12 protein-coding genes and 2 pseudogenes are annotated in these 13,796 nt (G+C 55.2%); 11 read left to right on the forward strand and 3 right to left on the reverse strand.

Annotated elements, in window-relative coordinates:
* The first annotated feature begins 94 nt into the window (after window positions 1-94).
* Window positions 95-808: a DUF3581 family protein gene (locus HLB35_RS00785; protein WP_171701151.1), complete on the forward strand. Its 714-nt coding sequence runs from the start codon at window positions 95-97 to the stop codon at window positions 806-808.
* On the opposite strand, the gene HLB35_RS00790 is transcribed toward HLB35_RS00785, so the two are convergent.
* On the reverse strand, window positions 805-1,698 hold the full coding sequence (locus HLB35_RS00790; protein WP_171701152.1) for a universal stress protein: 894 nt from the start codon (window positions 1,696-1,698) through the stop codon (window positions 805-807). The two genes, HLB35_RS00785 and HLB35_RS00790, sit on opposite strands and share 4 nt — an antisense overlap.
* Before the next feature lie 242 nt (window positions 1,699-1,940).
* On the opposite strand from HLB35_RS00790, the gene HLB35_RS00795 reads away from it, so the two are divergent.
* From HLB35_RS00795 to HLB35_RS00815, 5 genes and pseudogenes are all read left to right on the forward strand, one after another.
* Window positions 1,941-2,924, forward strand: a complete 984-nt coding sequence (locus HLB35_RS00795) for a TRAP transporter substrate-binding protein (protein ID WP_171701153.1) — start codon at window positions 1,941-1,943, stop codon at window positions 2,922-2,924.
* Window positions 2,924-3,487, forward strand: coding sequence for a TRAP transporter small permease (locus tag HLB35_RS00800; RefSeq protein ID WP_171701154.1), 564 nt, complete (start codon window positions 2,924-2,926; stop codon window positions 3,485-3,487). Before HLB35_RS00795 ends, HLB35_RS00800 begins: the two co-directional genes overlap by 1 nt.
* Window positions 3,484-4,747 (forward strand): annotated as a pseudogene (locus HLB35_RS00805) (TRAP transporter large permease). Before HLB35_RS00800 ends, HLB35_RS00805 begins: the two are co-directional and overlap by 4 nt.
* Window positions 4,748-5,277: 530 nt before the next feature.
* Complete coding sequence (locus HLB35_RS00810; RefSeq protein ID WP_171701155.1) at window positions 5,278-6,039, forward strand: response regulator transcription factor; 762 nt, start codon at window positions 5,278-5,280, stop codon at window positions 6,037-6,039.
* A 356-nt stretch (window positions 6,040-6,395) separates the two neighbouring features.
* On the forward strand, window positions 6,396-7,895 hold the full coding sequence (locus HLB35_RS00815) for a CoA-acylating methylmalonate-semialdehyde dehydrogenase (protein ID WP_171701156.1): 1,500 nt from the start codon (window positions 6,396-6,398) through the stop codon (window positions 7,893-7,895).
* A gap of 75 nt (window positions 7,896-7,970) precedes the next feature.
* Here the strand turns inward: HLB35_RS00815 and HLB35_RS00820 are convergent.
* Both HLB35_RS00820 and dsbG read right to left on the reverse strand, forming a co-directional pair.
* Window positions 7,971-8,662 (reverse strand): annotated as a pseudogene (locus HLB35_RS00820) (hypothetical protein).
* A 124-nt stretch (window positions 8,663-8,786) separates the two neighbouring features.
* Window positions 8,787-9,587, reverse strand: a complete 801-nt coding sequence (dsbG, locus tag HLB35_RS00825) for a thiol:disulfide interchange protein DsbG (protein WP_235936920.1) — start codon at window positions 9,585-9,587, stop codon at window positions 8,787-8,789.
* A 264-nt stretch (window positions 9,588-9,851) separates the two neighbouring features.
* On the opposite strand from dsbG, the gene nrdR reads away from it, so the two are divergent.
* The 5 genes from nrdR (at window position 9,852) to nusB (ending at window position 13,774) form a co-directional block, all read left to right on the forward strand.
* Window positions 9,852-10,352, forward strand: coding sequence for a transcriptional regulator NrdR (gene nrdR / locus HLB35_RS00830; protein ID WP_171701157.1), 501 nt, complete (start codon window positions 9,852-9,854; stop codon window positions 10,350-10,352).
* Window positions 10,349-11,491: a bifunctional diaminohydroxyphosphoribosylaminopyrimidine deaminase/5-amino-6-(5-phosphoribosylamino)uracil reductase RibD gene (ribD, locus tag HLB35_RS00835; protein WP_171701158.1), complete on the forward strand. Its 1,143-nt coding sequence runs from the start codon at window positions 10,349-10,351 to the stop codon at window positions 11,489-11,491. Before nrdR ends, ribD begins: the two co-directional genes overlap by 4 nt.
* An 87-nt stretch (window positions 11,492-11,578) precedes the next feature.
* The gene (gene ribBA, locus HLB35_RS00840) at window positions 11,579-12,721 is read left to right on the forward strand and encodes a bifunctional 3,4-dihydroxy-2-butanone-4-phosphate synthase/GTP cyclohydrolase II (RefSeq protein WP_171701159.1); all 1,143 of its coding nucleotides are present in this window, start codon (window positions 11,579-11,581) and stop codon (window positions 12,719-12,721) included.
* Between the two features lie 70 nt (window positions 12,722-12,791).
* On the forward strand, window positions 12,792-13,280 hold the full coding sequence (gene ribH, locus HLB35_RS00845) for a 6,7-dimethyl-8-ribityllumazine synthase (RefSeq protein WP_171701160.1): 489 nt from the start codon (window positions 12,792-12,794) through the stop codon (window positions 13,278-13,280).
* Window positions 13,277-13,774, forward strand: coding sequence for a transcription antitermination factor NusB (gene nusB / locus HLB35_RS00850; RefSeq protein ID WP_171701161.1), 498 nt, complete (start codon window positions 13,277-13,279; stop codon window positions 13,772-13,774). Before ribH ends, nusB begins: the two co-directional genes overlap by 4 nt.
* Window positions 13,775-13,796: the final 22 nt, after the last annotated feature.

Below are 13,796 nucleotides of genomic sequence, written 5' to 3' on the forward strand. Positions count from 1 at the left end.
TTGCCACGCTTTTGTGGCATGATGCGCGGCAGCAATGAGTCTGTTTTACTATTTATCAACTTTTAACGTTAACGCTAGGCAGGCAGCAACCGCCATGTTCAAGGATTTTTACACGCAGAGCGGCGATCTTGTGGTGATCTCCGCTATGCAGGCCAGCCGCTTCGCCAAAGGCGTTGCCGGTGATTACAACCCGATTCATAACCCGGATGCGCGACGTTTCTGCGTGCCGGGAGATTTGCTGTTTGCCCTGGTGCTTGAGCGCTTTGGTCTATGGCAGCAGATGGAATTCCGCTTCACCAACATGGTCGGCGCTGATACGCCGCTGTGTTTTCGTGAAACGGACGACGGTGTTGTGCAGGTGTGCGATGAGCAGGGCAAGTGCTATCTGACCGCCACGCGCAGTGGCGATGTAACCCATGATGCCGCCGCTATTGATGCCTTTACGCGCTGCTATGTGGCGTTTTCGGGCAAGAACTTTCCGCATTACCTGAAACCGCTGATGGAAACCCACGGCGTCATGTTCAACCCCAAGCGTCCGCTGGTGATCTACGACAGCATGGGGTTCAAGCTGGAACGCCTGGATGCTCAGGCGCCGGGGCTTGAACTGACCGATTCATCGCTGACGGTGCAGGGCAAGCGTGCGGATGCCCGCCTGGAATTCTCGATTCAGTCCGGTGGGCAAGCCGTGGGGGTTGGCTCAAAAAAACTGGTGGTGAGCGGACTGTGCGACTACGACCATGAACAGATGAACGCTATCGTCGCAGAGTTCTATCGCCTCAAGGCCGCCTATGAATCTGGTGGTGCCTAAACCACCAGAGTAACCGGGCAGGCTGCCTTGGAGATAACCTGTTGGCTGATGCTGCCCATTAGCGTTGCCTGCCATGGCCCCAGGCCGCGACGGCCCATGATGATAATCGGTGGCTCCGGGGATGCCTTGGCCTGTTCCACAATCGCCTTGGCGTATTGGTTCGAGCTGATTGTGCGCTGTGCCAAGCCACAAGGAACATGGCCAAGCGCTTCACGGGTGAGGGCAAAGACCCGCTCGGTCTCCTGATCGGCAAGCGCTTGCGTCTTTTCTCCACCGGCTGGTTGGCAAAACAGCATATCAACCGCCAGTTCGGCACTGCGTGCCAGTTGGCCAGCAAAACGTGCCGCGTTAAGGCTATGCCGGGAGCCGTCGGTAGGCAGCAGAATCCGCCCGATATGTTCCAGCGCCTGACTGTTTTCATGCAGCACTGTGATCGGCTCATGGGTGCTATGGACAACCGCATTAGTGACGCTTGCGCGAACCAGCTTACCCAGTTCGCCCAACCGTCTGGCACCCATCACCAACATGGCGCTGGGGCGGGAACGGGCATGCTCCACGATCGCACGGTCAGGGTGGGGAACATAGCTGTCTTCATGCAGAACAACATCGTCAACGGTCAAGCCACTGGCAAAGGGTAGCTCAGTCAATACCTGGCGAGCCTGGGCCAAGGCGGCGGTAGACTTGCTGTCAAACTGTTCCAGCGCGCGGTCGCCTTTGGGCTTGCGGTTGGCAGGCAGATCGCTGAGCTCCGCCGGGTGCAGAGGCACCACATGCAATAACTCCAGCCTGGCATCCAGCAGATGTGCCAACAAAGCGCCATGAATCACACCGGCCCGCGAGGCGGGCGAGCGGTCAACCGGCACGATGACGACGGCGATAGGCTTGCTCATGACTGTTTCTCCTGCATGGTGGCCTTCTCTCATCAATCAGGTTGTCAGCATAGGCGGTGTGGTAAGGCAGGCGCAATATACAGTGATCTTCCCGCTACCTTGCTCCTTGGTCGTAACGGGTGCCATTGCAAGCCCGGCTGGGGTATTCTCTGTTGTTATTCAAAGTAATTTCGCGATAACAATCAAACTAGTGCGCTATTACAGCCTACTTAACCGCTGGATTCTTCAAGAGGTCATTCACAATGCGACTAAAAACGCTAACGCTTGCTATCACCGCCACGGCCATTGCGGCTGCGTCAATGTCAGCTCATGCCCGGGATTTTCGCCTTGGCCTGATTACGCCAGCGCAACATATGTGGTCAACAGAGGCGGTTGCCTTTGCTGAGTCGCTTCACGAGCGCTCTGACGGTGAGCACAGTGTCAGCGTTTTTCCTGCTCAGCAGTTGGGTAATGAAGCCCAGATGGTACAGCAGTTGCAGACCGGCGCCCTGGATATGGCGTTTCTGACCATTGCGGAGATTTCCAACCGCATCCCGGATTTCGGCGCGCTTTACGCACCTTATCTGGTCGATGACGTTAACCATGCGGCGCGCTTGCTGCGTTCAGATGCCGCCGCTGAACTGCTTGAGTTGATGCCGCAACAGGTCGGCCTGGTGGGCGTAGGCTATGGCATGGTGGGAATGCGCCAGGTGCTAAGCCGTGATCCGATTACGTCCGTTGACGATATGGATGGCCTGCGCCTGCGGATTACTCCCTTTGAGCCGATCCGCGATTTCTATACCGCCACAGGCGCGGCCCCGGAGCCCATGCCGCTGCTGGAGGTCTACGATGCCCTCGCCAATGGCCAGGTCGATGCGATCGACATGGACTTTGATTCCATCCTGATTCTGAAATTCTATGAACAGGCCGAAAATCTGCTGATCTCCAACCATATGATGTTCCCCATGGTCGGCGTGGTATCCGGCCGCGTATGGCGCGAGCTTTCTGCTGAAGACCGTGAGCTGATTGACGCCACCATGGCCGAGCATCTTGAAAACGTGCTATCAGGTTTTGAGGCGATGGACGCCGAGCAGGAACAGGAAATCCGTGAGCTGGATATCAATATCGTCGAAGCGGATGCCGAATTCTTCTCCGAGGCGATTGCCGAATGGGAGAGCATCTGGGCACCCAAGGCGCCGATGCTGGAAACCCTGCGCGCTGAAGCAGATCGCCTGCGAGAGGACTGATGCTGCAACGCTTATCCGCCGCTATTGCCTATTGTGAAGAGATCACCGCCGCGCTGCTTGCCGCGGCGGTGACGTGTCTGATTCTGACGAATGTTGCCATGCGCGCTATGGGCAGCCCACTGTATTTTGTCAGTGAGCTGGCGATCTACGCCATGATCTGGATGACCCTGCTGATTGCCAGCGCCATCCTCAAGCGTCGCCAGGGGGTTGCGGTCACTCTGCTAAGCGATCTTCTGCCGCTAGCCGGGCGGCGCATCATAGGCCTCTGGGTTGACCTGAGCGTAGCGTTTTTCGGCTTAGCCATGGTATGGCTGTGCTGGCGCTGGTTTCAGCCGCTAGCGTTATGGCAGGCGGGGTTTGATGTTGGCGCCTTCCAGGGGGAGACCTTCAACTTCATTTATGCGGAAAACACCACCACACTGGGCGTGAAAAAGGTCTGGTTCTGGCTGATTCTGCCCTGGTTTGCGTTCTCGCTTAGCTTGCATGGCATCACCAATCTGATTGAGACCCTGACCGGCTGGCGCGACTCACCAAAGCGCCGCGCTACGGAGACGTCGTCATGACCATTTTGGTTTTTTTCCTGCTGCTGTTTACGGCGGTGCCGATTGCTCTGGTGCTGGCGCTGACCGCCATGTGGTATATCCAGGCGTCCGGTAATGCAGTCCTATTCGAGTCTTACCCACAGCAGCTGTTCAGCGCGATTGAAAGCTATGGCCTGCTGGCGATTCCGCTGTTCATGCTGGCCGGTGAGTTGATGAATGAAGGCGGATTGACCCGCCGCCTGATTGCCCTGGCGCGGATTTTTGTCGGTGGGTTTCGCGGTGGTTTGGCCTATATCAACCTGATCGCCAATATGATGATGGCCTCCATCATTGGATCTGCCGCGTCACAGATTGCCATCATGTCCCGAGCCATGGTGCCCGCCATGGAGCAGGAAGGTTATCCCAAGCCCTACAGTGCCGCGATTACCGCTGCCGGTGGGTTGCTGTCGCCAATTATTCCGCCCTCGATGCTGTTCGTGCTGTTTGGTGTGATGGCCCAGGTGCCGATTGCGGAAATGTTTCTGGCCGGGGTGCTGCCGGGACTAGTGTTGGGGTTTACTTTTTTATCGTGATTGCCGTTGTGGGGCTGATGCAGCAATATCCAAAGGGCGAGTGGCCGAGTCGGCGTCAGGCGCTGCATGACTTTTTATGGGGGCTGCCCGCGCTATTGATTCCGGTGATTATCATCGGCGGCATTCTGCTGGGGATTGCCACACCGACGGAATCCGCTGCCTTGGCTTCTTTGGCTGCGCTGCTGATCGGCCGCTTTGTCTACCGTGATCTGAAACTGGCGCTGCTGCCCGAGGTGCTGCGTCGCACGGCTATTAATGCGGGCCTGGTGATCATGTTGATTGCTGCCGCCGGGGTATTCGGCTGGGTAGTGATCTATGAGCAGCTGCCGCAGATGGCTGCCAGCTGGATCGCGGCCCTGACCACCGACCCTTTTATGTTTCTGCTGCTGATGATTGGGGTGCTTTTATTGGTGGGGATGGTCATCGATGGGATTGCCGCCCTGATCCTGGTAGTACCTATCCTCCTGCCAATTGCCCAGAGCCAGTTTGATATCAGCGCTTACCAGTTTGGCGTGGTAGTATGCCTGACGCTAGTGATGGGCCTGTTGACACCCCCGTAGGCGCGGGCCTTTACGTTGCCTCCTCCATGACGGGGGTGCCTCCCATGCGCATCTTCCGTTCGCTGCTGCCGTTTCTGCTCGCAACCTTGGTCACTCTGGTCTTGTTGGCCTGGCAGCCCTGGCTCACTGAGGGGCTAATTGGACGCTAGAGCCTGTTGACGTCAACAGGTATCTAGCTTCTGTCAAATGTTCTTTTTTAAATGCGGACCATCACACGACTGCGATAGTCGTGTGTTGTCTACGGTAGTGCTGGAAGTTGTTATTTTGATAACCGAAAAGTTAATAGGTGTAAAATTTTTGTACCTATCTTGTAAAAGCATTCTATTGCTATACAATTTAATTATTAAAAAAGATAATATGATAAATTTTTTTAATTCTCTTAAATAGCGGAACAAGAGGAAATAACTTTAGGGAGTGCTAATTTCAAATCCTATTAAATATAATATGCTAATTTATATATAATAAATACAATATTTGCCAAGATGGAAGTTGTTTTTTTATTACAAGCGGCAACCTTATATCTTTGATTTATTTGAAAAATTAATGCCGCCTGTGCTCGCAGGCTGATGTGCGTTGTCCTGACGCTTATGTTTTACATAAATATTGTTTTATTAAACTCCGTATGTATTAGATTAAGTTAATTTTATCTTGGCAGTGTCAATGAATGGGAAGGAACCTTATGCGTATAGCTATTGTTGAAGATGATCCAATCGCCGCCAAGCTGGTTAGCAGTGCTCTTGTTAAAGGGTTCAATAAACGTGGTTTTACAGTTGATATCACGACCTTTGAATCGGGCACACATTTTATAAGCATTGCCAGTCGAGATACCTTTGATGTGGTCATACTGGATTGGCACCTGCCAGACAGAACCGGTATCCAAATACTTGACTGGATGAAACGATATCTGAAAAAACTTCCTACTGTTGTTATGGTCACTCAACGCCAACATGAAAAGGACATTATTCAAGCACTGAATGAAGGTGCCGATGACTTTATCAGCAAGCCCTTCAGCCCTAGCGTTTTATCTGCCCGTGTTTATGCAGCCTATCGACGTCAGCTATTTGCCTCTTTGCGCGAAGCTGAGCAAACTGAGCTGGATTTTGGCAGCATCCTGTTGGATGAGAAAAATGAGGTTGCCTATGTTAACGGTGGGCCTGTCGCCTTGACGCGACAAGAGCTTAAGCTGGCCTACCTGATGCTCAGCCGCGCAGGCAGTATACTTTCGCGTTCCTATCTCTATGAATATGTTTGGGGAATGACCCATAAGGCTAAAACGCGCACTCTGGATGTTCATATACACCGAGTACGCAAGAAACTCAGCCTGACCGGTGAGTATGGCTGGAACCTGGAATCCGTCTATGGTCATGGATATCGGCTGGAACGAGTTGGCCCCCTTGAAGAAACTCCCAATAAGCCGTCTGATTTTCAGCTACTTAAATAAAACGTCTTTGACATCACCAGTCCATATAGAGAGTAATCGAGTGTTTTTCTCAACCTTCGGGAATTACATCGACTTTGACGGTCATGCGATGCTCGCCTTCGCCGTTCAACGGTTTGCTTTTCAATTTCAAGGCCTTCCCCTAACCGGGTAGGCCTTTTTGATGGCGGCTGGCGGCGGGTATTGGCCTTTTGTCGGGTTAACTGTTTTTATCTGAATGTTGACGCTTACGTTAACTTCCTGCTATACAATTGACTCTGTAGCAATCATCCTGTTTCCAATGGCGCGCCATCAAACGCGCCCGATAAATACAAGAGCGTCGCCCCTCAAGGAGTGCGCCAGCCAACTGGAGAGATGTAATGCCGATTCGCGAAATCCCCATGTATATTGACGGCCAGCCGGTACAATCACAAAGTCAGGACTGGCGCGATGTCGTCAATCCGGCCACTCAGGAAGTCGTCGCCCGTGTGCCTTTCTGCACCGCAGAAGAGGTGGAACGTGCCGTGACCAGCGCCAAGGAAGCGTTTAAGACATGGCGTAAGGTGCCGCTGGGCAAGCGCATGCGCATCATGCTCAAGCTGCAGGCGCTAATTCGCGACAACACCGCTGAGCTGGCGGCGCTCATTACCGAAGAGCACGGCAAGACCCTGCCGGATGCCGAAGGCGAAGTTGGCCGTGGCCTTGAAGTGGTTGAGCATGCTTGCTCGATCACCTCTTTGCAGTTGGGCGAGCTGGCTGAGAATGCGGCGAGCGAAGTGGATGTCTACACCATGCACCAGCCGCTGGGCGTGGGTGCAGGCATTACGGCGTTCAACTTCCCGATCATGCTGCCATGCTTTATGTTCCCGCTGGCGATTGCCACGGGCAATACCTTCGTGCTCAAGCCTTCCGAGCAGGACCCGACGTCAACTATGCGCCTGGTAGAGCTGGCCCATGAAGCCGGTATCCCCGCCGGTGTTCTGAACGTGGTTCACGGCGGGCCGGATGTCGCTAATCAGATTGCGGATCATCAGGATATCAAGGCGCTATCGTTTATCGGTTCAAGCCATGTCGGTTCGCTGCTGTATAACCGCGCCGCCGCTGCGGGTAAGCGCATGCAATCCATGATGGGCGCCAAGAACCACTGTGTGGTCATGCCAGATGCCAATCGCAGTCAGGCGATCAATAACCTCTTGGGCTCGGCCTTTGGGGCGGCGGGCCAGCGCTGTATGGCCAACTCCGTGGTTGTGCTGGTAGGCGAAGCACGCGAATGGCTCGGTGATATCGTTGCCGGTGCCAAAGGCATGAAGGTAGGGCCGGGCACCCAACGTGATGCCGATCTCGGGCCGCTGGTCTCGCCTCAGGCCAAGGATCGCGTCGAGCGTCTGATTGCCGCCGGCGAAAAGGAAGGTGCCAAGCTGCTGGTCGATGGCCGAGGCTGCACGGTGGAAGGTTACCCGGACGGCAACTTTGTAGGCCCGACGCTGTTTGCCGATGTCACCGCTGAGATGACCATCTATCGCGAAGAGATCTTTGGCCCGGTGCTGTGTGTGGTGTCGGTTGAAACCCTGGATGATGCCATTGAGTTCATCAATGCCAACCCGAATGGTAACGGCACGTCTATCTTTACCAATTCCGGCTGGGTTGCCCGCCGCTTCGAGACCGATATTGATGTTGGCCAGATTGGCATCAACGTGCCGATCCCGGTGCCGGTTGCTTACTTCAGCTTCACCGGCTCGCGCGGTTCCAAGCTGGGGGATCTAGGCCCCAATGGTAAGCAGGCCATTGCTTTCTGGACGCAAACCAAGACGGTCACTGCCCGCTGGTTTGAACCGGAAAACGTTTCCAGTGGCATCAATAGCACGATTTCACTCAGTTAAGGCTGGGGAAGATTGGCTATTAGATAAACGCATAACGCCCCGCTCAGGTGGGGCGTTATTGTCGTTATGATCAGCTCAGAATGGGCCGAAAAGCGGTAGGCTTTCGGCCAGCAATTTCTCGAAAGGCTCCAGCTGACTTTCATGCAACACCAGAGTGGAGTTTTCACTAATAAAGTCGCGCTCTAGCGGCGTCAAGAAGGCAAATTCGCCCTCTTCCAGGTGGAATTCATGAATTTCACGCACTCCCGCTGAGGTATGGCATTGGCTGCTGCGATAGGCATCGTCTTCGCTGTAGGTCAGACGGTGATACATCTTAAACAACGTATAAAGTGCCAGACCGCCTCCGAACTCGGGCCAACGGGCCGGATGATTGCGTGTGTCGTGATCCAGCGAGATACCCTTCGCTTGAGCGTCAGCAATTGCCTGGGCCAGAGGCGCCGCCAGCAGGGTATCATCGGTTACCGGAAAGGAAGACGCTTGTCGGGTAGAGGCATGGAAAATGGCGCTGACGCGCTGCAGGTTAGCAAGCTCATTGAGAGGATACTCAACATATTGCAGATCGCCTGGTTCGCAGCCACCGTTCTGCCAACCATGAATCACCCGTAAGGTTAACAGACCCCGTTGCATGGGGAGGACAGCCAGCTGATAAAGCATTACACGAATATGTAACTGACGCTCATGCCTTTCGTTATCGAATGCCCTGTAAGGGTCGGCAAAAGGTCATGCAGGCGGCCCGAGGTATGTTCCTTCGCTTCGTTGTAGCGCATTAGGCGTCTCTGAATAGTCGAACAAGCAGTGATGCAGGGCACACGCAGTAATATTAATAAGTGTTAGTTCGTCTGGCTTCAAGTATGACGAGCAAATAGATAAAAAGAAAGTTTGCCTCGCCACTCATCTCGCTCCGCCCATCATCTCTTCAAGGCGTTGCTGGCTTGGCATGCCTTCAATTCGTTCGATGCGTATGACGCCATCTCGCGTACGGCGTTGAAAGGCGCTGGTCGGCGTTGCGTAAAGGCCCAGTTCCTCAAACAGATGATTATTGTCCAATACCTGCTGTTCGATATCGCGGGGCTGGGCGCTGGGGGCAACTTCCTCACCTAGCTTGTGTGCCTTAAGGGCTTCAGCAGGGTTGTCATCACCCAATAACGCAGCCGCCTGAGCGGGGCTCTGGGCCTTAAGTATGCCGACCATGATATGACGCAACTGTACCTCGCCTGCCTCAACCCAGGGGCGGGCGGCTTCCCAGAGCTGTTGGCAGTAAGGGCAGTTGGGGTCGGTAAAGGTGTACACCACTCGAGGTGCCTGTGGATCGCCATCCTGAATCCAGTGGCTATCTTCCAGTAGTTGCCAGGTCTGAGCTTCCAGTGGGGCGCGTACATGTTCATCCAGTTGAGGGGCGGTCAGGTCATTGCCTGCGCTGTCCATCAAAGTGCCAACGATGGCGTGTTCACCGTCAGGGGTCAGGTAGACAGCCATTTCGCGTCCCTGGGCGCTGGCACCAAAGCCTGTCAATCCGCCGGGAGCGCTGAACTGGCTGTGTATCTCGATGCCTTTTTCAGCCAGAGCTTTAACGGGGGCGGGGAGTGACGTTTCACTGGCAGCCACATGACCTGCCAGCAAGCTGAAAGATATCAGCAGCGGTGATGTTCGGAAAAGCGATGAAAGCGATGTCAGCATGGGATGGTTGCTCATCAATGGAATCTGCAAGTGGGTGAATCAAGATACAGGATGTTGGCACTGGCTGATCAGTATTTTGGTTAGGGTTCGTTAATGCTTCTATTGTGCCAATGTGAGGTTATGTGCCGATTATCTGTTAAGGCGTTTGTTGCGTCGTTAATGCTAAAGACTGCATTAAAGCGGCTAAATCGCTACAATACGGTCACATTTGGTTTGCCAGTCGCGTATGCCTGGATGTCAGCGACATCCGTTCGCAACTTTCGATAACAGGTTGATGCCATGCATTGCCCCTTTTGTGGTGCTCACGATACCCGAGTCACAGACTCCCGCCTGGTCGCTGATGGCGACCAGGTTCGCCGCCGCCGCCAGTGCGCGGCCTGTCATGAACGCTTTACAACCTATGAAACCGCTGAGCTGATCATGCCTCGTGTGGTGAAATCTGACGGCTCCCGGGAGATGTTCGATGAGCGTAAGCTGCGCGCTGGCATGTTAAGGGCGTTGGAAAAACGCCCGGTCAGCGCTGAGGCAACCGAAGCGGCGATCGAACGCATTCGTCAAGTGTTGCGTGCGCGAGGCGATCGGGAAATCAATGCACTGGATATTGGTGAGTTTGTGATGCAGGCGCTAAAGACCCTTGATCAGGTTGCCTATATCCGCTTTGCCTCGGTGTATCGCAAGTTTCAGGACTTGGATGAATTCCGCGCTGAAATAGACCGCCTCTCTCAGGAGCCGCAAGAGGAGGAAAATACCTCTGGAAAGGCGCCGCGAGGTACCCCGTGACCGCTTTTACTCAGCAAGATTATACCTTTATGGCTCGGGCACTGCATCTGGCAGAGCGTGGCCTGTACACAACGGCCCCTAACCCTCGGGTTGGCTGTGTGATTGCCTGTGATGGTGAGATTGTCGGAGAGGGCTATCATCAGCGCGCAGGCGAGCCTCACGCTGAAGTCCATGCCCTTAACGACGCCGGTAAGCGCGCTACAGGGGCAGCCGCCTATGTGACGCTGGAACCCTGCTCGCATACAGGTCGCACTGGCCCTTGTGCGGTGGCTTTGCACAAAGCAGGTGTCCAGCGAGTAGTGGTGGCCATGATAGACCCTAACCCGCAGGTGAGCGGGCGGGGTATCCAGCTGTTACGGGATGCCGGTGTGACGGTGGATGTCGGGCTGCTGGAAGACGATGCTCGCCGCCTTAACCCAGGGTTTGTGTCGCGTATGGAACGCCAGCGCCCCTTTGTACGCCTGAAAATGGCGATGAGCCTGGATGGGCGCACGGCCATGGGATCAGGGGAGTCGCAATGGATTACCGGCCCCGAGGCGCGCCGCCAGGTGCAACAGCTGCGGGCACGTTCAGGCGCCATTCTGAGTGGGGTGGAATCGGTGATCATGGATGATTCACGCCTAACGGTGCGTAGCGCAGAGTTAGGGCTGACAGACGCCGATGATATTGTGCGGCGCCAGCCGCTGCGGGTCATTCTTGATACTCACTTACGCTTGCCACTGGCTGCCGCCTGCCTGATGGCACCAGGCCGCACCCTAATCATGACGACACAGGCGGGCAGTGCTGAAAAGCGCGCCAAGCTTGAGCAGGCGGGTGCCGAGGTGCAGGTGTTGCCCGCCGGTGAAGATGGCCGCGTTGAACTGGCTGGCATGCTGGCCTGGCTGGCTGAACACGAACAGATCAACGAACTGCTGGTGGAAACCGGTGCCACCCTGTCCGGTGCCTTGCTGGATGCTGGTCTGGTCGATGAAATGCACCTTTATATGGCGCCAACCCTGTTAGGAGGAGATGCCCGCGGCCTGTTCAATTTATCGGGTATTGCGCGTATGGCGGATCAGCGGCAACTGACTATTCATGATATTCGTGCGGTAGGGCGCGATTGGCGGATTATTGCTTCGCCTGTCATTCAAGAACAGTGACCTGACCACTAGGGCCTAGCGCAGTGGGCCGTGGCAAGGTACCCTGACGCGCACATCGCACTAATGCGACTCAGACTGGGAGATTTCATGGCGCACTCCTCTGGGGGCTTGGCCCCTATCGCAGAACTAATCGACGATATTCGCCAGGGCAAGATGGTGATTCTCATGGATGATGAGGATCGCGAAAACGAAGGCGATATCATCATGGCGGCTGAGATGGTTCAGGCCGAACATATCAATTTCATGGCACGTCATGCACGCGGGTTGATTTGCCTGCCGATGACCCGTGAGCGCTGCGAGCAGTTGAACCTGCCATTGATGGTCAGGGATAACGGCTCGGGTTTTGGTACCAAGTTCACTCTTTCGATTGAAGCAACGCAAGGAGTGACGACGGGTATTTCTGCCGCAGATCGTGCCCGCACCGTGCAGGCAGCCGTCGCCGCGAATGCCAAGCCGACGGACATTGTCCAGCCGGGGCATATCTTTCCGCTGATGGCAGAGCCTGGGGGTGTTTTACGGCGCGCGGGGCATACCGAGGCTGCCTGTGACCTGTCAGCACTGGCCGGCTGTGACCCCAGCGGCGTGATCTGTGAGATCATGAATGACGATGGCAGCATGGCACGGCGCCCTGAACTTGAGGTTTTCGCACAGACCCATGGTATCAAGATGGGCACGATTGCCGATCTGATTCATTACCGTATCGTCAACGAGCAGACGGTTGATCACCTGGAAGCGCTGCCCCAGTCGACGGTTTACGGTGATATGACCTTACATGTTTTTCGTGACCGCATTCAGGGTGCCCACCATCTTGCGCTGGTAAACGGCCAGCCAACTCCGGATCAGCCCACCACGGTGCGCGTGCACCTGGCAGATACCCTGCGCGATATTATGGGCTTGATGAAGGATGGCAAGGGGCGTTGGGATGCCCAGCGGTCGCTGGCTGAGATCGCCGGTTCGTCACCCGGCGTATTTGTATTGATTGATGATGCCCGCCCGCATCAGGATCTGAAAGACCAGCTGGATATCCTGCTTGATCGGGTGCGTCAGCCACGCACCAGTGATTCTGACGGAGCCGGCAACTACCTGACCATTGGCACAGGGTCGCAGATTCTGCGCCACCTAGGCGTTGGCAAGATGCGTTTGCTTAGCTCGCCGTGGAAGTTTTCGGCGCTTTCAGGCTTTGATCTTGAAGTGGTCGAACGCCTTAATCCTGGTGACACCAGCGAATAGACGTAGTAGCAAGGCTGACGTTAAGTCAGACCCATTTTTAGCAGGATTTATTTTAGGTAGGTAACGAGTGATGGAACCCCTTTCTCAAGTTGAAGGCAACTTTTTTGATGTTGATGGCCGTTATGTGATCGTGGTTGGTCGCTTCAACCATCACGTGGTCGATAGCCTGGTAGAAGGTGCCGTGGACAGCTTGGTGCGCCACGGCGTTGACAGCGAGCATATCCAGATTGTCCATGTGCCGGGCGCCTGGGAATTGCCGCTAGCGGTCAAGAAAGTGCTCAAGACAGTCAAGCCGGATGCAGTGATTGCGCTAGGTGCCGTCATTCGTGGCGGAACCCCGCATTTTGAATACGTGGCCGGTGGCTGCAATACAGCAATGAACTCTCTGCAGCTTGAGTTTGATACGCCGGTGGCCAACGGTGTGTTGACCGTTGAATCCATTGAACAGGCTATCGAGCGCGCAGGCACCAAGGCAGGCAATAAAGGTACCGAAGCGGCCATGGCAGCAATGGAAATGGTATCTCTGCTGCGCGCGCTCTCTCCGGAGGCGGCGCAATGAGCCAACCCCGTCAACCGACTGCCGCTCAGGAAGGCCGCCATGCGGCGCGTGAGCTGGCAGTGCAGGGGCTTTATCAATGGCACATGACCGGTAAGTCGATGACCTCGATTGAAGCCGAGTTTCGCAGTCAGAAGCCGGATGATGACCTGGAAGATCACGAGAACTGGGCCAAGGTGATGCAGATCGCCGATCAGGCATTGTTCCATGATCTACTGCATAACACAGCACGCTTCAAGGAAGAGCTGGATCGTGATATTGCGCCGCTGCTGGATCGCCGCCTGGTCGACCTGGATGCGGTCGAACTGGCGATTCTGCGCCTGGGTGCCTATGAGCTGGCCAAGCGCCACGAGGTGCCGTATCGCGTGGTGATCAATGAAGGGGTCGAGTTGGCCAAATCCTTTGGCGCCACTGACGGTCACAAGTACGTCAATGGTATTCTGGATAAACTGGCAAGCCGTCTGCGCAGCGCTGAGGTCAGCGCGCGTCGGCGCTGATCGGCACCTGCCGGGATGATCA

The sequence above is a fragment of the Vreelandella azerica genome (assembly GCF_013112225.1).
Classification (GTDB): Bacteria; Pseudomonadota; Gammaproteobacteria; order Pseudomonadales; family Halomonadaceae; genus Vreelandella; species Vreelandella azerica.

Bases quoted from the DNA above. Each gene is read 5' to 3' on its own strand.
- HLB35_RS00785 (WP_171701151.1), top strand. From the start codon at position 95: ATGTTCAAGGATTTTTACACGCAGAGCGGCGATCTTGTGGTGATCTCC.
- HLB35_RS00790 (WP_171701152.1), bottom strand. From the start codon at position 1,698: ATGAGCAAGCCTATCGCCGTCGTCATCGTGCCGGTTGACCGCTCGCCC.
- HLB35_RS00795 (WP_171701153.1), top strand. From the start codon at position 1,941: ATGCGACTAAAAACGCTAACGCTTGCTATCACCGCCACGGCCATTGCG.
- HLB35_RS00800 (WP_171701154.1), top strand. From the start codon at position 2,924: ATGCTGCAACGCTTATCCGCCGCTATTGCCTATTGTGAAGAGATCACC.
- HLB35_RS00810 (WP_171701155.1), top strand. From the start codon at position 5,278: ATGCGTATAGCTATTGTTGAAGATGATCCAATCGCCGCCAAGCTGGTT.
- HLB35_RS00815 (WP_171701156.1), top strand. From the start codon at position 6,396: ATGCCGATTCGCGAAATCCCCATGTATATTGACGGCCAGCCGGTACAA.
- dsbG (WP_235936920.1), bottom strand. From the start codon at position 9,587: ATGAGCAACCATCCCATGCTGACATCGCTTTCATCGCTTTTCCGAACA.
- nrdR (WP_171701157.1), top strand. From the start codon at position 9,852: ATGCATTGCCCCTTTTGTGGTGCTCACGATACCCGAGTCACAGACTCC.
- ribBA (WP_171701159.1), top strand. From the start codon at position 11,579: ATGGCGCACTCCTCTGGGGGCTTGGCCCCTATCGCAGAACTAATCGAC.
- ribH (WP_171701160.1), top strand. From the start codon at position 12,792: ATGGAACCCCTTTCTCAAGTTGAAGGCAACTTTTTTGATGTTGATGGC.
- nusB (WP_171701161.1), top strand. From the start codon at position 13,277: ATGAGCCAACCCCGTCAACCGACTGCCGCTCAGGAAGGCCGCCATGCG.